This is a genomic window from Aeromonas sp. R1-2 (genome assembly GCF_040908505.1).
Lineage (GTDB): Bacteria > Pseudomonadota > Gammaproteobacteria > Enterobacterales > Aeromonadaceae > Aeromonas > Aeromonas veronii.
This window is the reverse complement of the sequence record NZ_JBFODU010000030.1, coordinates 16,319-34,790: the sequence shown is the minus strand read 5'-3', so window position 1 is coordinate 34,790 and position 18,472 is coordinate 16,319. Positions and strand designations below refer to the sequence as shown.

Genomic DNA, 18,472 nt, shown 5'->3' with positions numbered 1-18,472 from the left:
GTCAGTGGGTTAACCGCCCAGATAGGCCTGCCGCACTGCCGGGTTGGCCAGCAGGGCGGCTCCTGTGTCTTGCAGCACCACGTGGCCGTTCTCCAGCACATAGCCGCGGTCGGCCAGCTTGAGCGCCTGGTTGGCGTTCTGCTCCACCAGAAAGATGGTCATCCCCTTCTGCCGCAACTGTTCGATGGTGTCGAAGATCTGCTGGATGACGATGGGGGCCAGCCCCAGCGAGGGTTCATCCAGCAGCAGCAGGCGCGGTTTGCTCATCAGGGCGCGGCCGATGGCCAGCATCTGCTGCTCGCCGCCGGACATGGTGCCTGCCCGCTGTGCCAGCCGCTCGTGCAGGCGCGGGAACAGGGTAAACACCTGATCCAGCAGGCCATGCTGCTCGGCCTTGTCGACGAAGAAGGCGCCCATCAGCAGGTTCTCCTCCACCGTCAGGCGGGCGAAGATGCGGCGCCCCTCCGGCACCACGGCGATATCCTTGCGCATAATGCGGGCGGTGGTGAGGGAGCTGATCTGTTCCCCCTCAAACCAGATGGAGCCGCTGCTGGGCTTGGGTTCGCCGCAGAGTGTCATCAGCAGGGTGGTCTTGCCTGCGCCGTTGGCGCCGATCAGGGTGACGATTTCCCCCTCTTTCACCTCGACGCTGACATCGTGCAGTGCCTGAATTTTGCCGTAGTGGGTCGATACGTTGCGAAGTTCTAACATCTTTTTGTCCTTACGACTCGCCCAGATAGGCCTTGATCACTGCCGGGTTGTTGCGGATCTCATCCGGCTTGCCGTGGGCCAGCGGGGTGCCCTGGCTGACCACGAAGATGCGGTTGGAGATGCCCATCACCAGCTTCATATCGTGCTCGATCAGCAGCACCGAGACCCCGAACTCGTCCCGCAGGTTCATGATGAGCTCGTCCAGCTCGTCGGTCTCCTTCGGGTTGAGGCCAGCGGCCGGTTCATCCAGCATCAGCAGCTCGGGACGGGTCGCCATGCAGCGGGCGATCTCGAGCCGGCGCTGCTGACCGTAGGCCAGATTACCGGCGGCGCGGTTGGCAAGATCCTTGAGGCCCACTTTATCCAGCCAGAAGGCGGCCCGCTCCAGCCCCTCCTGCTCGGCACGGCGAAAGGCCGGGGTCTTGAACAGACCGGCGATAAAGCTGGTGTTGAGGTGCTGGTGCTGGGCAACCAGCAGGTTCTCCACCGCCGTCATCTCCTTGAACAGCCGCACATGCTGAAAGGTACGCACAATCCCCTTGCGGGCGATGAGGTGGCCGGGCAGCCCCTGGATCTCCTCACCCTTGTAGCGGATGGTGCCGCCGCTCGGACAGTAGAAACCGGTCAGGCAGTTGAAGATGGTGGTCTTGCCTGCGCCGTTGGGGCCGATGATGGAGATCACCTCGCCCTTGTCGATATCCAGTTTGACCCCGTTGACGGCTAGCAGGCCCCCGAAGCGCATCGACAAATCAGAGACTTCCATTAACTTCTGATGTGTACTCATTTCTTCAACTCCAGATGCGGACGGGTCATCGGCAGCAATCCCTGTGGCCGCCAGATCATCATGAACACCATCAAGAGGCCGAACATCAGCATGCGGTACTCGTTGAATTCGCGGGCCAGCTCCGGCAGCACCGTCATCACGATGGCAGCCAGCACCACCCCGATCTGCGAGCCCATGCCACCCAGCACCACAATCGCCAGCACGATGGCCGATTCGATAAAGACGAAGGATTCCGGGCTGATAAAGCCCTGCCGGGAGGCAAAGAAGCTGCCGGCAAAGCCCGCGAAGGTAGCGCCTATGGTGAAGGCGGTCAGCTTGATAATGGTGGGGTTGAGCCCCAGCGATTTGCAGGCGATCTCGTCTTCCCGCAGCGCTTCCCAGGCGCGGCCAAGGGGCATCCGCAGCAGGCGGTTGATGACGAACAGGGTCACCACCACCAGCACCAGCGCCATCAGGTAGAGAAAGATCACCTTGTGGTTGGCGTTGTAGGTAATGCCGAAGAAGTTGTGGAAGGTATCAAAGCCCCCATCCTTGACGGTGCGGTTGAACTCCAGACCCCCCAGCGTCGGCTTGGGAATGCCGGAGATCCCGTTCGGGCCGCCGGTCAGGGTGGTCATGTTGTTGAGCAGGATGCGGATGATCTCACCAAAACCCAGGGTGACGATGGCCAGATAGTCCCCCCGCAGCCGCAGTACCGGGAAACCGAGCAGGAAGCCGAAGGTAGCGGCCATCAGCCCGGCGATGGGCAGGCACTCCCAGAAGCTCAGCCCGAAGTAGGTGTTGAGCAGGGCATAGCTGTAGGCGCCGACCGCGTAGAAGCCGACATAGCCGAGATCGAGCAGACCGGCGAGGCCGACCACCACGTTCAGCCCCAGCCCCAGCATGATGTAAATCAGGGTGAGGGTGGCGAGATCGATGGCGCCGCGAGAAGCCATAAAGGGCCAGCTCACCGCGAACAGCAGCACCAGCACGGCGGTGAGGTTATAGAGCTTGGGCGCCTCTTCCGGGCTCGGCAGCACCAGCTTGGTAAAGCCGACCGAGAAGCCGCTGATGGAGGCCTGAAACAGCTTGGCGATCTGGCCGCGCAGCATCTGGAACCAGAAAACGAGGGTGGCGCCCCCCAGTAGCCAGGCCAGCGACACATCGAGGCGGCTCACTACCTGCAGGCTGGAGCCATCGGTCTCCAGCTTGAAGCCGAGCAGCCAGAAAGAGAGCACCAGCAGCACCAGGCTGGCGATACAGGCGTGGATAAATTGATGTTTCATCACACTTTCTCCACTTCCGGACGACCCAGAATGCCGGTCGGCATAAAGAGCAGCACAAAAATGAGCAGGGCAAACGCCATCACATCCTTGTACTCGGTGCTGAGATAACCGGCGGTGAGCGCTTCAACCACGCCGAGCAGCAGGCCGCCCAGTACGGCGCCCGGAATGCTGCCGATACCGCCCAATACAGCGGCAGTGAAGGCCTTCAGACCGGCCATAAAGCCGAGGTAGGGGTTGATGACGCCGTAATACATGCCGAGCAGCACCCCGGCGACGGCAGCCAGCGCGGCCCCCAGCACGAAGGTGATGGAGATGACTACGTGGGTGTCGATGCCCAGCAGGTTGGCCATCTTGATATCTTCCGAACAGGCGCGGCAGGCGCGGCCCATGCGGGAGCGGCCGATGAACTGGGTCAGCGCCAGCATGGTGATGAAAGTCACCACGAAGATAATCAGCTGCATATAGGAGAGGCTGGCCTGAAAACCATCCTCACCCCCCAGGGTCCAGCCACCTGAGATCAGGCTGGGCATGGCGATATCCCGTGAGCCCTGTGCCATCCGCATCATGTTCTGCAGGAAGATCGACATGCCGATGGCGGAGATAAGGGGGATCAGCCGGTTGCCACCGCGCAGTGGCCGGTAGGCGACCCGCTCGATGCTCCAGCCATAGGTGCCGGTGATGATAATACTGACCAGGAAGGCGCCTCCCAGCAGTAGAAAGGTGCTGTCGATGCCCATCATCATGAGCCCCGCCATCACCATAAACGCGACATAGGAGCCGATCATGTACACCTCGCCGTGGGCGAAGTTGATCATGCCGATGATGCCATAGACCATGGTGTAGCCAATGGCGATCAACGCATAGGTGCTGCCTATGGTTAATCCGTTCAGCAGTTGCTGAACCAGATAGAGGAGGTGTTCGGACATACTGCGTTCCCTGTACTTGCCCGCAAAGAGAGGAGGGGGTGAGCGTACTCACCCCCGATCGGCAGATTATTTGACTTGGCTGGAAGTACCGTCAGCGTGCCACTGGAACACACCGAATTCGAAGCCTTTCAGGTCACCGTTCGGTGCCCAGGTCAGGGGGCCCATCACGGTATCGATCGGCGCAGCCTTGATGGCGGCGGCAACGGCGGCCGGGTCATCTTCACCCGCCTTGGCGATACCGGCTGCCAGGGTTTGCACCGCGGCATAGGTAGTCCAGACGAACGGGCCGGAGGAGTCCTGACCCTTGGCCTTGAACGCCGCCACCAGCGGGGCGTTGGCCGGCACCAGATCGTATTTGTTCGGCAGGGTCACCAGCAGGCCTTCGGAAGCCGGGCCACCGATGGCGGAGATATCCTTGTTACCCACTCCTTCCGGGCCCATGAACTTGGCTTTCAGCCCCTTCTCGCCAGCCTGACGCAGGATCAGGCCTAGCTCCGGGTGATAGCCGCCGTAGTAGACGAAATCGACGTTCTCTTTCTGCAGTTTGGCGATCAGGGCGGAGAAGTCCTTGTCACCGGCGGTGATCCCTTCAAAGGCCACCACTTTCACGCCAGCCTTGTCGAGCGCCGCTTTGACGCTGGAGGCGATCCCTTCGCCGTACTGCTTCTTGTCGTGGATAACGGCGACGCGCTGGGGTTTGACCTGCTCGATGATGTACTTGGCGGCAGTCGGGCCCTGATCGCTATCCAGGCCGATGGTGCGCAGGGTCAGTTGGTAACCGCGTTCGGTGATCTTGGGGTTGGTGGAGGCAGGGGTGACCATCAGGATCCCCTCGTCTTCATAGATGTCGGAGGCGGGCAGGGTGTTGTCGGAGCAGAGGTGGCCGACCACGAACTTGACGCCGTCGTTCACCACCTTGTTGGCAACGGCCACCGCCTGTTTGGGATCGCAGGCATCGTCATAGACGACCGCTTCGATCTGCTTGCCATTGATGCCGCCAGCCTTGTTGATCTGCTCTACCGCCATCTTGCCGCCGGTGAACTGCATGTCCCCGTACTGGGCGACTGGGCCGGTGACCGGGCCTGCGATACCGATCTTGATGGTGTCTGCCGCGTGAGCGATGGAGATCGATCCAAACAGAGCCAAAGAAACCGCTGCGCCAACTGTGATTTTGCTCAACTTATGCATTGATTCGTCCCTTAATCAGTGGATTGTTTCATTTCCGTGTGCCATTCCGGATCTACATCCCGTGCATCCGGCTATAGGTATGGTTCTATCATTCCTCACGGGGCAATAACAAGCTGTTAAAGATACTAACCAGAGGGGGTTGGGTGGGCGGATTTTGAAATAAATGACCTGTTATTTTCCGCTAATTAGAGCTTAATTTTGATTTCTTGACTTAACATCTTGGTAACGAGAGGCGATTCTGACAAACGCCAGAGGATTAATCTGGCGATATTTTACTCTGACAGCGCTCCCATTTTGACCACAATCCATTTGCGCAAACAAAAATGAGCGCCTAAATTAGCCGGCATTGACAATTCCGTGGCAGAGCTCGTTAAAACCAAGCCTTTATTCGGGAAATCTGCTAATGTTCCGCCTTTGACAGTCAGGAGACAGAGATGGCCACTATCAAGGATGTCGCCTCGCGCGCAGGCGTATCCATCTCCACCGTCTCACATGTGCTCAACCACACTCGGCGGGTCAGCGAAGACGCGACCCAGAAAGTGATTGAGGCGGTGGCAGAACTCAACTACGCGCCCAACTCGGTAGCGCGCAGTCTTAAAATAAATTCGACCAAGACCATTGGTATGCTGGTGACCACCAGCGTAAACCCCTTCTTCGCAGAAGTGGTGCAAGGGGTTGAAGCGTACTGCTTCGAACAGGGCTACAGCCTGATCCTCTGCAACACCGAAAACCAGCCACCTCGCCAACAGCATTACCTGAGAATGCTGATGGAAAAACGGGTGGATGGCCTGCTGGTATTGGGTACCGATATCGACACCCCGTTGCGCGACATGCTGCGCATCCACAAGAACGTGCCGCAGGTGGTACTGGATTGGGGCACGGAGTGTGATTTCGCCAACGTCATCAACGACAACGCCCGCATCGGCGCCCGCATGGCCGTACGCCATCTGCTGGAGCTGGGGCACCGCGACATCGTCTGCATCACTGGCCAGCTCTCCAAGCCGACCACCCAGCAGCGACTGGACGGGGTACGTGATGCGCTGGGCGAGCACGGTCTGACCCTCAAAGATGAACAGGTCTTTGAAGGGGACTACGAGAGCCAGAGCGGCTTCGATGCCATGCAGCGCATCCTGGCCCTGCAGCCTCGTCCGACCGCGGTCTTTGCCTTCGACGATCCCATGGCGATCGGCGCTATTTGCGCTGCCTGGGAAGCGGGAGTCAAGGTGCCGGACGATATCTCCATCATCGGCTACGACGATGTGGAGATGGCGCGCTTCTCCAGCCCGCCGCTGACCACTATCCGCCACCCGAAGGCCGAACTGGGCCAGCTGGCGGTGAAGCATCTGGTCAGCCGGATCCGCAACAAGGAGCTGGAAGTGGAATCGATGACGGTACAGCCCGAGCTGATCGTCCGTCGCTCGGTCAAACCGTTGCGTTAATCCGCACCCGTTGCCAAAACGAAAAACCCCCTCTGTCACGAGGGGGTTTTTGTTTATGGGCGGGTTACTTTCAACCTGTGGCTCGCAGTGCCGATCTCGGCCTTGTGAGTGAATATTCCCCCCGTTTGACCCACCTCGCATTTTGCTTGTTAATCGTTTGATCAATATCAACAAAGGGTTAAGTTCTGATGGACTCCCGACTTAACCGTTCCATCCTGTAGGTTGGGTATGACTGTCAAGGATGGTGTCTTATGTTCCCCCCTCGCAAGCTGGGTCACCAGATCACGCTGCTGGCAATCGGCGGCATCGTATTGCTCGCCGTGGTGCTGCTTACCTTTAATCTGTTTGAAAATCGCCAGCGGGCGCTCGCGGCCGAGCAGGCTGCACTGCGTAGCCAGCTCCAGAATGTGGAAGCGGTGATCAAAAACACCAGCCATGAAACCGTGCTGGCGGCGACTCTGATCGCCCAGCGGCCGGATGCAGCCAAGGCGGTGGCCGACAAGGATTGGCAGGCCCTCGCCAATCTGTTTGATCCGCTCTGGCCCGCTATCAAGGCGCAGGGAATCGAGCAGTTCCAGTTCCACCTGCCGCCAGCCACTTCCCTCTATCGGGTACACAAGCCTGAAAAACACGGTGATGACCTCTCTGCCATTCGCCCCACTGTGGTTGAGGTGAATCGCGAGCATCATGCCGTTGGCGGACTGGAGATTGGCGTGGCTGGTACCGGTTTGCGCGGGGTCGTGCCGGTCACTTTCAACGGGCAGCCGGTCGGTTCGGTGGAGTTCGGTCGTGCCCTGGATGAAAAGCTGTTTGGCCAACTGCTGGACAAGCAGGTGCAGCTCGCCATCTATCTGTTTGAGCAGGGCAAGCTGGTGACGCTGGTTGGCACATCCCGGCTTGGTGAGGTGATGGAGTGGTATCAGCCGGTACTGGCCGGTGAGGAACGTTTCGTCAATATGACGCAGCAGGGGAGTGATTTGCTGTTGATGGCGGCGCCTCTGCGCGATTACTCCGGCAAGGCAGTCGGTATCATCGAATTGACCCGGGATCACAGTCTGGTCGTGGCCGATCTGGCTCGTCAGGGCTGGCAGATGGCGATCATCTCTCTGGTAGGGGCTCTGGTGATTGCCATGGTGATGGCGTTTGCACTCAATCGCATCAATCGACCACTGCTCGACAGCGTCAAGGCGCTGGAGGCGCTGGCCAATGGCTCCGGCGATCTCGGCAGCAAGCTGCCGGTGGCAGGGCCGGAGGAGATCCGCCGCCTCGGGTCGGCGTTCAATGGATTTGTTGCCAAGATCCGCGACACCATCAGCCAGCTCACCGCCACTCTGGGCGAACTGGCTGGCGAGAGCGAGCGGTTGTCGCGCAGTGCGGCCGGCAACCTTGGCAGCATGACGCGCCAGCAGGAGCAGACCACCCAGCTCGCCACCGCCATGACCGAGATGACCAGCACGGTACACGAGGTGGCCAACAACACGGCACAGGCGGCCGAAGCGGCCAACGAAGCGGACAATCAGGCGGTCACCGGTGATGAGGTAGTGCAGCAGAGCGTCAACATGATCGAACAGCTGGCCGAGGAGATCGCCAGTGCGGGCAACACGGTGAAAGAGGTTGCCAAGGCCAGCGAGCAGATTGGCTCGGTGCTGGCGGTGATCCAGTCCATCGCCGAGCAGACCAACCTGCTGGCCCTCAACGCCGCTATCGAGGCGGCCCGGGCCGGCGAACAGGGGCGCGGTTTTGCGGTGGTGGCCGACGAGGTGCGCTCGCTGGCCGGGCGCACCCAGCACTCAACCGCCGAGATCCGCGGCACCATAGAGCAGTTGCAACGGGCGGTGGGCACCACGGTGACCATGATCGAACACAGCGTTTCGCGGGCGGGGGAGTCGGTGGAGCGGGCCAATCAGGCGGGAGAAGCTCTCGGCCGGATCAAGGGGGCGGTCAACAGTATTCGCGACATGAACACCCAGATCGCCGCTGCCTCGGAGGAGCAATCGTCGGTGAGCGACGAGATCACCCGCAATATCGTCAGCGTCCATGAGATCTCCCAGGCCACCACGCTGGTGGCGCGGGATACCGCCCATATCGCCAGCCATGTGGCGACTCTGGTGGACAAGCTGGGGGATCTGGCCGGGCAGTTCCAGGATGGTTCCAACGTACGGATGGTGCTGAGTCGCGCCCGCGCCGCTCATATGGGCTGGAAGACCCGTGTCCGATCCTATCTGGATGGGCAGGAGGGGCTGTCGCGCAGCGAGGCGGTCAGTGACAAGGAGTGCCGCCTTGGCCACTGGTACTTTAGTGAAGGGCAGGCATGCTGCGGCGATCAACCCGCCTTCAGGGCAATGGCCGCCCCGCACGCCAGATTGCATCAGGTGATCCAGCAGATTATCGAGCTGAAAAATCAGCACAAGCATGAAGAGGCTGAGGCGCTCTACCGCGAGATCGAGCAGAACTCAGAGCAGGTAGTGGGCTGCATCGATCAGCTGCTGCGGGAGATGACCAAGCCGGAGCGTTAATGACGAAGGGGCGGATAGCCAAAGGGCTGACAGCGATGTCAGCCCTTTTTCATGGTGCGGGTCTGGGGCGAGGTTACTGCTCCGGGCGCAGATCCTGATAACGGGCGGCGGTGATGAACTGGCCGAAGGTTTCACACCAGACGATCACGCTGCTGTAGCGGGCCGGATCGATGGTGGCGGGCAGCGGCACGATAAAGTTGTCGAAGGTCTTCACCGGCCCGACTCGCACCATCTGATCCTTGAGGCGGGCAAAATCGGCTTCGGTCTCGACAAACTCGGGGGAGAGGTAGAGCTGGTAGTCCGGCCCGGGTGCCAGCTTGCCCATCAGACTGATGGCATCCGGCCCTATGCTCACCTTGCCCTCCCCCCAGTGCAGCCGATCGCTGTCTTTCAGATCCCGGCGAAAGGTGCCGTGGAATCTCGCTTGCTGCTGGCTGGCCGCTACCTGCTCGGTATCAGGGGCGGGTGGCGCGATCAGGATCGGCAGGGTGTAGACACCGGCGGCAAAGCCTGCCGCCGCGACCAGCAGATGGGTGCCCAGCAGCAGGGCCATGGTTTTGCGTTTCATGATATCTCGGTCGTTGATGAATTGATGGCAAAACCATACCAGTCCGGGGGCCCGCTGCCCAGTTTGCTCAGGGCAGAGGTGTCGTTATCCATCTATGGTGACTTGGGGTGTGGTCAGGCCAATGGCTCAAGGCCGGATGGTGCCGTCTTGGCCTTTGTTGATCTCGCTGGCGGCGTGTACCAGCTGTTCCAGCTGGTGGTGGATCTGGGTGCGATCCAGTTGCTGCAAGGGCTGGCGACTCCACAGTACCGGTGTCAGGCTCTCGGTATCGAAACCCAGTACCGGTTTGCACGGGTCCTGACTGAAGAGGTTCTGGGCGGCCGCCTGAGCACTGGTGGCCGCGTCGAGGCGGGTAAACATCAGCAGATAGTCGGTCGGGTGTTCGGTCAGGTGACAGGTCAGTTCGCCGATCTGCAGGCTGGTGACGCTCTCCTCCTGTTGCGGCGCAGGCAGGGAGAGGGAGAGAAACAGCTGGTGGATGGCGGCGTGATAAAGAGAGTTCATTGATGGCTCCAGATTGATGATGGCGCCATTAGAGCAGGTCACCGCCAGCAGCACTGTTAATGGTGGCTCTCTTTTTTTAGCTTTTCGGTCAGCGAGATAGCGCACCGCGCTCAGTACAAAAATCGCGACCAATCCCGATAGTCCCTGTTGATGGCCTCTCCTAGACTGACGGCGAAACATCACAAGAAGACAATCATCATGCAGATTCAAGCAAACACCGTCGGCACACAGGCCGTCGCTCACTACAGTGATGCAACCACAGGGGTTGGCCGGATGGGCCAGCTGGAGGCGCGTCAGGTCGCACCGGACAAGATGCGATCTTGCTGGGCAGCCGCAGCGAACCGCAGAAAGGGCAGGGGCTGCTCTCGCGATTGGGGGCCCAACTGGCCCGCCCGTTTGTGGCCATCAAAGAGTGGATCGGCAACCTGCTGGGGAGCGGAAAGAGTGCCGCTGCGCCGAAGACTCAGGTAGCAGAAAACCTCTCCATGGCGGATCAGAAACGTCTTTTTTTGCAAAAGGCACTGCCCTATACCTTGAGCGCGCTCGACAAGACAAGCGAGCTGAAAAGTATCAATGCTGAACAACTGCGCAAGGACCACACCACGCTGGCGACTGGCAACGGTGCTCTGCGTTCCTTGGTCACTGCCCTGAGCGGTATTCGCGATGGATCAAAAATCGAGGCAACCACTCATCAGGCAGCCCGCCTGCTTGAACTGAATTTGGGCGGAATTGCTCTGCAGCAATGGGGAACCACGGGCAGGCAGGCCAGCGAATGGGTGAGCTCCGCCACGCAGGAGCAACTCGGTGAGGTTGCAGCCGGATTGAACGACCTGATGCATGAGGTTGCCCAATTACGCTATGCCGTCGAGAGCGAAGTTAAAGGTGAGCCTGCCGACAAGGTGCTGGCTGAGGGCTTGCAGAATCAATTTGGCCTGGAGGCTGAACAATATCTGGGTGAACAGCCCCACGGTCTTTACAGCGATGCTGAAGTCATGGCGCTTGGTCTCTACACCAATGGCGAGTACCAGCACCTGAATCGCTCGCTGCGTCAGGAAAAGCAGCTGGATGCAGGGCAAGCATTGATCGATCAGGGCATGTCTGCTGCTTTTGAAAAAAGCACTCCCGCCGAGCAGTTGGTCAAGACCTTCCGCGGCACCCACGGTGGCGATGCGTTCAGCGGGGTGGCAGAGGGGCAAGTCGGTCATGATACCGCTTATTTTTCCACCTCCCGGGATCCCAAGGTGGCCACCAGCTTTGGTGGTTCAGGCACTATTTCCACGGTATTTGGCCGCTCGGGGATCGATGTCAGCGACATATCCGTTGAAGGGGATGAGCAGGAGATCCTCTATAACAAGGCGACGGATATGCGGGTGTTGCTGAGTGCCAAAGATGAGCGGGGAGTCACCAGGCGGGTACTGGAAGAGGCCAAGTTGGGGGAACAAAGCGGCCATAGCAAGGGGCTGTTGGATGCGTTGGATCTGGCAAGAGGGTCGGGCGGTGCCGACAAGCCGCAAGAGGTAAATATCCGTCTGAAGATGCGTGGCCTCGATCTGGCGTGACCAGATAGCACGAGAACTGATACCAATGGACTCCCTCGGGTGTCCGTTTTTTATTCTGGCGGGAGTGGGCTGGGGCTCAGTGCAAGTTGGTGGCTCTTTTTTTAGCTTTTCGGTCAGCGAGATAGCACGCCGCGCTCAGTACAAAAATCGCGACCAATCCCGATAGTCCCTGTTGATGGCCTCTCCTAGACTGGCGGCGAAACATCACAAGAAGACAATCATCATGCAGATTCAAGCAAACACCGTCGGCACACAGGCCGTCGCTCACCACAGTGATGCAACCACAGGGGGTGGCCGGATGGGCCAGCTGGAGGCGCGTCAGGTCGCTACCGGACAAGATGCGATCTTGCTGGGCAACCGCAGCGAGCCGCAGAAAGGGCAGGGGCTGCTCTCGCGATTGGGGGCCCAACTGGCCCGCCCGTTTGTGGCCATCAAAGAGTGGATCGGCAACCTGCTGGGGAGCGGCAAGAGTGCCGCTGCGCCGAAGGCGCAAACCGCCACGTCCCCCGAGGATCTTCAGCGCCTGATGAAGCAGGCTGCATTTGGTAGCTCGCTGGGTGGCTTTGCCAAGGCGGACGTATTGAACAACATCGCAGCCGAACAACTGGGCAAGGAGCACGCCACTCTGGCGACCGGCAACGGCCCACTGCGCTCTCTCTGCACCGCGTTGCAGGCTGTTGTCGTCGGCTCCGAGCAGCCGCAACTCCGGGAGTTGGCTGCCGGGCTGCTGGCCCGCCCCATCGCCGGTATCCCGCTCCAGCAGTGGGGCACTGTCGGGGGCAAGGTGACCGAGCTGCTCGCCAGCTCCACTCCCGAACTGTTGCAGGAGGCGATGAGCCAGCTGCACACCGCTATGGGTGAAGTGGCCGACCTGCAGCGGGCCGTCAAGGCTGAAATCGCTGGCGAACCGGCGCAAAGTGCGACCACCACTGCGGATGCGGCACCCGTCCAAAGCGGTGAGAGCAAAGGGGCTGCTCGCGAACAGGTCGCCATGGCGCGGCAGACCCCGGCCACCGGCTACAAGCTGGCGCTGGATCTTATCAGCTATCAGGCCAGCTACCTGCTGCGGGATCAAACCTCGACCGAGGTGACCCTGAGCAGCAGCGATCTCAACGCCCTGCATCAACACATTGCCGATGGCTCCATCAACAGTTCCCACATGGCCAAGTTGCAGACCCGCGGCGATCTGCAAACCCTGCGTACTCTGGCGCTCTCGCTGGCCAGCGGCAGCGACGCCAAGGGCTCTTCCCTTGGTCATGCCCTCGACAGTCTCGCCTCGGCGCGCCCCAACCAGCGGTTGGTGCTGGGCGGCCTGATGCAGTTTGCCGGTCAGACCGAGCAGGCGTGGGTGGACCATACCGCGCTCAAGCCGCGAGAGGAACGGCTCGATGCCGGGGCGCGACTGCGCTTTGACACCGGCCATATGCAGGCGGAGCTGGGGCGTCTCGGCGACAGCGAGGCACGGCAGGTGCTGCAACAGCTGGAAGGGGATTTTGGTGATCGTGCCAGGGCTATCTGTGACTTCGCGGTGGCTCAGGTCTCCGGCTTTGCCGATAGCGAAAGCAGCCCTGAGGCTGTGCTGGTCTCCCGCCTGACCCGCATGGGCAATCTGGTGGGCAGCTTGACCGATGCGCTCAAGGAGCGGCTGCAACTGCCCGGGTCCGCCCGTGGCGAGCCGACCATGATCGACTCCGCCAGCCAGCTGACGCCGCTCGAACTGGCTGCGCTGGCTCATATCGGCGTCGATGAGAGCTATCTGTAAACCGTCAGCACACAACCCCTCGGGGCGAGGTGATATGACATAAAAACGGACACCCTCGGGTGTCCGTTTTCTTATTAGGGCGGGTATGGGATGAGGAGAGCAGGGCAGGCCGATTGGCTTAGAGGCTGGCGAAATCTACTTCCGGCAGGTTTTCAAAGCCGGGGCGGGCGAACAGATAGCCCTGCATCAGGCTGACGCCCATCTCCCGCAGGCAGGCCCTCTCTTCGCGGGTCTCGACCCCCTCCGCCAGCGGGGTGATCTGCAACTCTGCAAACAGCGCCAGACAGTGACGCACTATGGCTTGCCGGGTCGGGTCCTGGTCGATGCCGCGCAGCAGGTGCATATCGAGCTTGACGATGTTGGGATGAAAATCGGCCAGCAGGTTGAGGCCCGAGTAACCGGCGCCAAAGTCATCGATCGCCGTTTTGAAGCCGAGCGCCTGATAGTGATCGACGATACCGCGAAGATGCTGGCTATCCTGCACCTGCTCTACCTCGGTCAGCTCGAACATGATCTGCGCGATGGGGAAGTGGTGGTCGCGGGCCGCCTGCAGGGTGGTGCGAATGCAGCGCTCCGGGCGATAGACCGCGTTGGGCAGAAAGTTGATGCTCAGCATCCCCTTCATACCGAGCCGTGCCGCCAGCGCGATGGCCTTGATCCGGCACAGCTGGTCGAAGCGGTAGCGATTGTCATCGTTGACCCGGGCAATCACGCTCTGCGCCGGCTCGTTGTTGAGCCCTCGCACCAGCGCCTCGTAGCCGAAGATGGTGCGCTGGCTGCAATCGACGATGGGCTGAAAGGCCATGGTGAAGTCGAAGTCGAGATCTGCTTTCTCCTGACACAGCTGGCAGATGGACGGGGCGGGGGCGGCAGGTATATCCATGACATTCCTCTCGGGGCGTGGCGGCGCTGGGCACTGTCTCAAATGATAACAGCTCATTACCCCCTGTAGGTTCGATTAGCGAAGCGTAATCGGACGATCGAGAGGCTTTGATTACGGTTGTTGCCGTGATTCAGGGGCGGCCAGCCGTAGGGGGAAATCGGCTGGCCGTTATGGCGATAGAACCTATTTACGCGAACGTCCGATTACGCCTGACGGCTAATCGAACCTACCCGCTAGGTGGGTGTCCCAGCGTAGTCATATTCAACTTTTTTTAAGCCCTTTTTTTCATCTACGACAAAGAAAATTGCATTCATCCATGTTTTTTCCATTAAACGTGAATATATGGTCATGTCGTGTTCGTTCTTTTTCAGTAGAAGACGTCTTACATGGTTTAAATTATCCAAACCATTTCTTATTTGTGAATCACAAAATTTTATTATAATTACAGCTGGTAATGAACCTCCTGCTCGGAAAATAATAAATCCATTATCTTCCATTCCCATATGGTTGTAAAATTTGGGGTCGCCCGGAGTTCCATCTATATCCATCATGACTGCTCTGAGTCGAGTAAATAGTTCTACCCCAAGATTAAACTTACTATGATCAGAGAAACGCTGATTGACTTTATTTAGGTCTTCGCAATATTCCGCTGGCGAATAAGACTTTAGTGGATACCTCGCTTCTTCAACAATGAATTTTTCTAACTCTACTAAAAGCGACCGCTCATCTCTAGATAAGCTTAGCCTTAAGTCATTGGTAATGTTGATTAACCCATGACTATAACTTTTCATCTTCTTATCAAGGATTTTTTTGGGTGCTGAAATGAGCAAAGATACAATACTAGACTTCAGCAGAAGTTCAATTGCATAACCAAGTAATAAAAAACTTGCCTTATTAGCCGCAGCTTTTTCATCAAGAAGTTCAAAAGTCTCTTTTGAGCTGGCTCTAATGATGTTGCCATTACTATCTCTTGTGAGATTTTCGAATTTAAGTTGTGCGTTTTTGGCGCAATTCCGTAGAAGCTTGGCACTAATTATTTTCCCATCTGCTTCTTTTATCCAATCCTGTTTTTTGAAAATTCCATTTTCACCAGTAGATTTTATAGGCTGCTCCCATAAGTCCTGTTTACTCATGTTAACTCCTTGTTGAAGATGATTAGTTTATATAAAAACGGCGCCTTACGGCGCCGTTTTTACTATCACTCAACCCAACCAAGATCACTGCAGCAGGGAGATATCCGCCACTTGCAGGAACAGGTTGCGCAGGTTGTTCAGCAGCGCCAGACGGTTGGCCTTGAGGGCTTCGTCGTCGGCCATCACCATCACCTCATTGAAGAAGGTGTCGACCGGCTCGCGCAGGGCGGCCAGACGGGTGAGGGCAGCTTGATAGTCACCGGCAGCGAACAGCGGGGCCAGTTCGGCTTGCAGTTCGGCAACCTGGGTGGCCAGCGCCTTCTCGGCGGCATCGACCAGCAGTTCCGGTTTGACGGCAGTCGGCAATTCGCCTTCGACCTTGGCCAGAATGTTGCTCACGCGCTTGTTGGCGGCAGCCAGTGCCAGTGCGGCATCCAGCGTGCGGAAGTGGCTGACGGCCTTGACGCGACGATCGAAGTCGAGCGGACGGGTCGGGCGGCGGGCCAGTACGGCCAGCACCACGTCGGCACCGATGCCTTCGTCCTGATAGGCGGCGCGGAAGCGGCCCAGCATAAAGTCGACCACGTCGGTAACGACGGTTTTGTTGGTCAGCTTGTCACCGTAGACGCGTACCGCTTCTTCAACCAGTTCAACCAGATCCAGATCCAGCTGCTTCTCGGTCATGATGCGCAGGGCACCGATAGCGGCGCGACGCAGGGCGAACGGGTCCTTGTCACCCTTCGGCAGCATGCCGATGCCGAAGATACCGGCCAGGGTGTCGAACTTGTCGGCCAGCGCGACGGCGCAGGCAACCAGACCGGACGGCAGGGCATCGCCGGCAAAGCGCGGCATGTACTGCTCGTTGAGGGCCACGGCCACTGCTTCGTCTTCGCCATCGTGACGGGCGTAGTGCATCCCCATGACACCCTGGGTGTCGGTGAACTCGCCGACCATGTTGGTCATCAGGTCACACTTGGAGAGCAGACCGGCACGCTTGGCCTGAGCCACGTCGGCACCGATGCGCTCGGCGATAAAGCCGGCGACGGTCTCGATGCGCTCGACCTTGGCCTTGACGGTGCCCAGCTGTTGCTGGAACAGCACGGTTTCAAGGCGCGGCAGGCGGGAGGCCAGGGTTTGTTTGAGGTCGGTCTTGAAGAAGAATTCGGCGTCAGAGAGACGGGGACGAACCACCTTCTCGTTGCCGCTGATGATCTGGCTCGGGTCTTTGGACTCGATGTTGGTGACGAAGATGAACTTCGGCAGCAGCTTGCCGCTCTTGTCGTAGACCGGGAAGTACTTCTGGTCACCCTTCATGGTGTGAACCAGCGCTTCAGCCGGCACGGCCAGGAACTTCTCTTCGAAGTTGGCGGTCAGCACCACAGGCCACTCGACCAGTGCGGTCACTTCTTCCAGCAGGGCGTCGTCCAGATCGGCCACGCCACCGAAGGCGGCAGCGGCCGCTTCGACGTCAGCCTTGATCTTGGCCTTGCGCGCCATGAAGTCGGCAATCACCATGCCGCGCTCCTGCAGGATCTGCGGGTACTGGCTGGCGTTGTCGATGGTGAATTCGCTCTCGCCCATAAAGCGGTGACCGCGGATGGTGCGGGCAGAGTCGATACCCAGAATGTGGGCGGGGACCAGCTCGCCATCCAGCAGCAGGGTCACGGTGAAGACCGGACGCACGAACTGGATGGTCTTGTCGCCCCAGCGCATCATTTTCGGGATCGGCAGCTTGGCCAGTGCCAGGCTAACCAGCTCGCCCAGCAGATCGACGGCCGGACGGCCTTCGACCTTGGCGGTGTGAACCAGCCACTCACCCTTGTCGGTGACCAGACGCTCGGCCTGCTCAACGGTGATGCCGTTGCCACGAGCCCAGCCTTCGGCAGCCTTGGTCGGCTTGCCTTCGGCATCGAACGCTTGCGCCACGGCTGGGCCGCGCTTCTCGACGCTCTTGCTCGGCTGTTCGCCAGCCAGCTCGCTCACCTTCAGTGCCAGACGGCGCGGTGAGGCAAACCACTCGACGTCGCCGAAGGCCAGGTCGGCCTTGGTCAGTTCGGCTTTGAAGTTGTCGGCAAAGGCTTCGGCCAGGGAGCGCAGGGCTTTGGGCGGCAGCTCAGCAGTACCGATCTCTACCAGAAATGTATGTTGTGCCATGTCCGTTCCTTAACCTTGCTTGTTCTCGTTGCTGCCACGTTGGCACATCGGGAAGCCCAGCGCTTCGCGGGAGGCGTAGTATGCCTCTGCCACGGCCTTGGTCAGGGTGCGAATGCGCAGGATGTAGCGCTGACGCTCGGTGACCGAGATGGCCTTGCGGGCATCCAGCAGGTTGAAGGAGTGAGCGGCTTTGAGGATGCGCTCGTAGGCAGGCAGCGGCAGCGGTTTTTCCAGTGCCAGCAGATTCTGGGCTTCCTTCTCGTACTGCTCGAAGCAGTGGAACAGGAACTCCACATCGGCGTGTTCGAAGTTGTAGGTGGATTGCTCCACTTCGTTCTGGTGGAACACGTCGCCGTAGGTGGTCTTGCCCAGCGGGCCGTCAGACCAGACCAGATCGTAGACGCTGTCCACGCCCTGAATGTACATGGCCAGACGCTCGAGACCGTAGGTGATCTCGCCGGTGACCGGCTTGCACTCGAGGCCGCCAACCTGCTGGAAGTAGGTGAACTGGGTCACTTCCATGCCGTTCAGCCACACTTCCCAACCCAGACCCCAGGCACCCAGCGTCGGGTTTTCCCAGTTGTCTTCCACGAAGCGGATGTCGTGGATTTCAGGATCCATGCCCAGCTCTTTCAGGGAGCCCAGATAGAGTTCCTGAATGTTGTCGGGGGAAGGCTTGATGATCACCTGGAACTGGTAGTAGTGCTGCAGGCGGTTCGGGTTTTCACCGTAGCGGCCGTCAGTCGGACGGCGGGACGGTTGCACGTAAGCGCAGGCGATGGGCTCCGGGCCCAGGGCACGCAGACAGGTCATGGGGTGGGAAGTACCGGCACCCACTTCCATATCCAGCGGCTGAATGATGGTACAGCCCTGGCGGGACCAATAGTCCTGCAGCTGCAGGATCAGGCCCTGAAAGGTTTTGACATCGAATTTTTGCATAATTTTTTTCGCGCGAAGTGAAAATCAGAGCAAGATTTGCTGAATGTGAACCGAGGGAGTATACCGTCTGGCATGGTCGGATAATAGGCGAAATTGCAGCGGATTCGCGGGATGGTGCTGCGCTCTGGCTGGTCGGGCGGG

At 59.4% G+C, this 18,472-nt stretch carries 15 protein-coding genes; 4 read left to right on the top strand and 11 right to left on the bottom strand.

Annotated elements, in window-relative coordinates; translation table 11 throughout:
* Positions 1–9 precede the first annotated feature (9 nt).
* The 5 genes from AB5Y76_RS12405 to AB5Y76_RS12385 form a co-directional block, all read right to left on the bottom strand.
* Entirely contained in the window at positions 10–711 is a 702-nt protein-coding gene (locus AB5Y76_RS12405; protein WP_263719010.1) for an ABC transporter ATP-binding protein, read from the bottom strand.
* 10 nt (positions 712–721) lie between these two features.
* A complete protein-coding gene (livG, locus tag AB5Y76_RS12400) occupies positions 722–1,495 on the bottom strand; it encodes a high-affinity branched-chain amino acid ABC transporter ATP-binding protein LivG (protein ID WP_151286466.1) in 774 nt (257 codons plus the stop codon).
* Positions 1,492–2,760, bottom strand: coding sequence for a high-affinity branched-chain amino acid ABC transporter permease LivM (locus AB5Y76_RS12395; protein WP_005355922.1), 1,269 nt, complete (start codon positions 2,758–2,760; stop codon positions 1,492–1,494). The genes livG and AB5Y76_RS12395 overlap by 4 nt, the downstream gene beginning before the upstream one ends.
* Complete coding sequence (livH, locus tag AB5Y76_RS12390) at positions 2,760–3,686, bottom strand: high-affinity branched-chain amino acid ABC transporter permease LivH (RefSeq protein ID WP_005339439.1); 927 nt, start codon at positions 3,684–3,686, stop codon at positions 2,760–2,762. Before livH ends, AB5Y76_RS12395 begins: the two co-directional genes overlap by 1 nt.
* Before the next feature lie 66 nt (positions 3,687–3,752).
* Positions 3,753–4,874: a branched-chain amino acid ABC transporter substrate-binding protein gene (locus tag AB5Y76_RS12385; RefSeq protein WP_005339442.1), complete on the bottom strand. Its 1,122-nt coding sequence runs from the start codon at positions 4,872–4,874 to the stop codon at positions 3,753–3,755.
* Positions 4,875–5,308: 434 nt separating this feature from the next.
* On the opposite strand from AB5Y76_RS12385, the gene AB5Y76_RS12380 reads away from it, so the two are divergent.
* Positions 5,309–6,313 carry a substrate-binding domain-containing protein gene (locus AB5Y76_RS12380; protein ID WP_005355925.1) on the top strand — a complete coding sequence of 335 codons (1,005 nt, stop codon included), beginning with the start codon at positions 5,309–5,311 and terminating at the stop codon, positions 6,311–6,313.
* A gap of 251 nt (positions 6,314–6,564) precedes the next feature.
* On the top strand, positions 6,565–8,829 hold the full coding sequence (locus tag AB5Y76_RS12375; RefSeq protein WP_263719005.1) for a methyl-accepting chemotaxis protein: 2,265 nt from the start codon (positions 6,565–6,567) through the stop codon (positions 8,827–8,829).
* Positions 8,830–8,902: 73 nt separating this feature from the next.
* Here the strand turns inward: AB5Y76_RS12375 and AB5Y76_RS12370 are convergent, their stop codons facing one another.
* Entirely contained in the window at positions 8,903–9,397 is a 495-nt protein-coding gene (locus tag AB5Y76_RS12370) for a DM13 domain-containing protein (protein ID WP_263719003.1), read from the bottom strand.
* Positions 9,398–9,523: 126 nt separating this feature from the next.
* Positions 9,524–9,901 carry a CesT family type III secretion system chaperone gene (locus AB5Y76_RS12365; RefSeq protein ID WP_021229260.1) on the bottom strand — a complete coding sequence of 126 codons (378 nt, stop codon included), beginning with the start codon at positions 9,899–9,901 and terminating at the stop codon, positions 9,524–9,526.
* Between the two features lie 320 nt (positions 9,902–10,221).
* On the opposite strand from AB5Y76_RS12365, the gene AB5Y76_RS12360 reads away from it, so the two are divergent.
* Complete coding sequence (locus AB5Y76_RS12360; protein WP_318528173.1) at positions 10,222–11,460, top strand: ADP-ribosyltransferase; 1,239 nt, start codon at positions 10,222–10,224, stop codon at positions 11,458–11,460.
* A 223-nt stretch (positions 11,461–11,683) separates the two neighbouring features.
* Positions 11,684–13,222 carry an ADP-ribosyltransferase gene (locus AB5Y76_RS12355; protein WP_263718999.1) on the top strand — a complete coding sequence of 513 codons (1,539 nt, stop codon included), beginning with the start codon at positions 11,684–11,686 and terminating at the stop codon, positions 13,220–13,222.
* A gap of 118 nt (positions 13,223–13,340) precedes the next feature.
* Here AB5Y76_RS12355 and AB5Y76_RS12350 read toward each other — a convergent pair whose 3' ends face one another.
* The 4 genes from AB5Y76_RS12350 to glyQ form a co-directional block, all read right to left on the bottom strand.
* Positions 13,341–14,105, bottom strand: a complete 765-nt coding sequence (locus AB5Y76_RS12350; RefSeq protein WP_263718985.1) for an EAL domain-containing protein — start codon at positions 14,103–14,105, stop codon at positions 13,341–13,343.
* A gap of 233 nt (positions 14,106–14,338) precedes the next feature.
* Complete coding sequence (locus AB5Y76_RS12345) at positions 14,339–15,238, bottom strand: hypothetical protein (protein ID WP_263718983.1); 900 nt, start codon at positions 15,236–15,238, stop codon at positions 14,339–14,341.
* An 84-nt stretch (positions 15,239–15,322) separates the two neighbouring features.
* Positions 15,323–17,392 (bottom strand): glycine--tRNA ligase subunit beta, encoded by a 2,070-nt coding sequence (gene glyS / locus AB5Y76_RS12340; RefSeq protein ID WP_263718981.1) that lies wholly within the window; start codon positions 17,390–17,392, stop codon positions 15,323–15,325.
* A gap of 9 nt (positions 17,393–17,401) precedes the next feature.
* Positions 17,402–18,331, bottom strand: a complete 930-nt coding sequence (glyQ, locus tag AB5Y76_RS12335) for a glycine--tRNA ligase subunit alpha (RefSeq protein ID WP_010672400.1) — start codon at positions 18,329–18,331, stop codon at positions 17,402–17,404.
* Positions 18,332–18,472 lie beyond the last annotated feature (141 nt).

Bases quoted from the DNA above. Each gene is read 5' to 3' on its own strand.
- AB5Y76_RS12405 (WP_263719010.1), bottom strand. From the start codon at position 711: ATGTTAGAACTTCGCAACGTATCGACCCACTACGGCAAAATTCAGGCA.
- livG (WP_151286466.1), bottom strand. From the start codon at position 1,495: ATGAGTACACATCAGAAGTTAATGGAAGTCTCTGATTTGTCGATGCGC.
- AB5Y76_RS12395 (WP_005355922.1), bottom strand. From the start codon at position 2,760: ATGAAACATCAATTTATCCACGCCTGTATCGCCAGCCTGGTGCTGCTG.
- livH (WP_005339439.1), bottom strand. From the start codon at position 3,686: ATGTCCGAACACCTCCTCTATCTGGTTCAGCAACTGCTGAACGGATTA.
- AB5Y76_RS12385 (WP_005339442.1), bottom strand. From the start codon at position 4,874: ATGCATAAGTTGAGCAAAATCACAGTTGGCGCAGCGGTTTCTTTGGCT.
- AB5Y76_RS12380 (WP_005355925.1), top strand. From the start codon at position 5,309: ATGGCCACTATCAAGGATGTCGCCTCGCGCGCAGGCGTATCCATCTCC.
- AB5Y76_RS12375 (WP_263719005.1), top strand. From the start codon at position 6,565: ATGTTCCCCCCTCGCAAGCTGGGTCACCAGATCACGCTGCTGGCAATC.
- AB5Y76_RS12370 (WP_263719003.1), bottom strand. From the start codon at position 9,397: ATGAAACGCAAAACCATGGCCCTGCTGCTGGGCACCCATCTGCTGGTC.
- AB5Y76_RS12365 (WP_021229260.1), bottom strand. From the start codon at position 9,901: ATGAACTCTCTTTATCACGCCGCCATCCACCAGCTGTTTCTCTCCCTC.
- AB5Y76_RS12355 (WP_263718999.1), top strand. From the start codon at position 11,684: ATGCAGATTCAAGCAAACACCGTCGGCACACAGGCCGTCGCTCACCAC.
- AB5Y76_RS12350 (WP_263718985.1), bottom strand. From the start codon at position 14,105: ATGGATATACCTGCCGCCCCCGCCCCGTCCATCTGCCAGCTGTGTCAG.
- AB5Y76_RS12345 (WP_263718983.1), bottom strand. From the start codon at position 15,238: ATGAGTAAACAGGACTTATGGGAGCAGCCTATAAAATCTACTGGTGAA.
- glyS (WP_263718981.1), bottom strand. From the start codon at position 17,392: ATGGCACAACATACATTTCTGGTAGAGATCGGTACTGCTGAGCTGCCG.
- glyQ (WP_010672400.1), bottom strand. From the start codon at position 18,331: ATGCAAAAATTCGATGTCAAAACCTTTCAGGGCCTGATCCTGCAGCTG.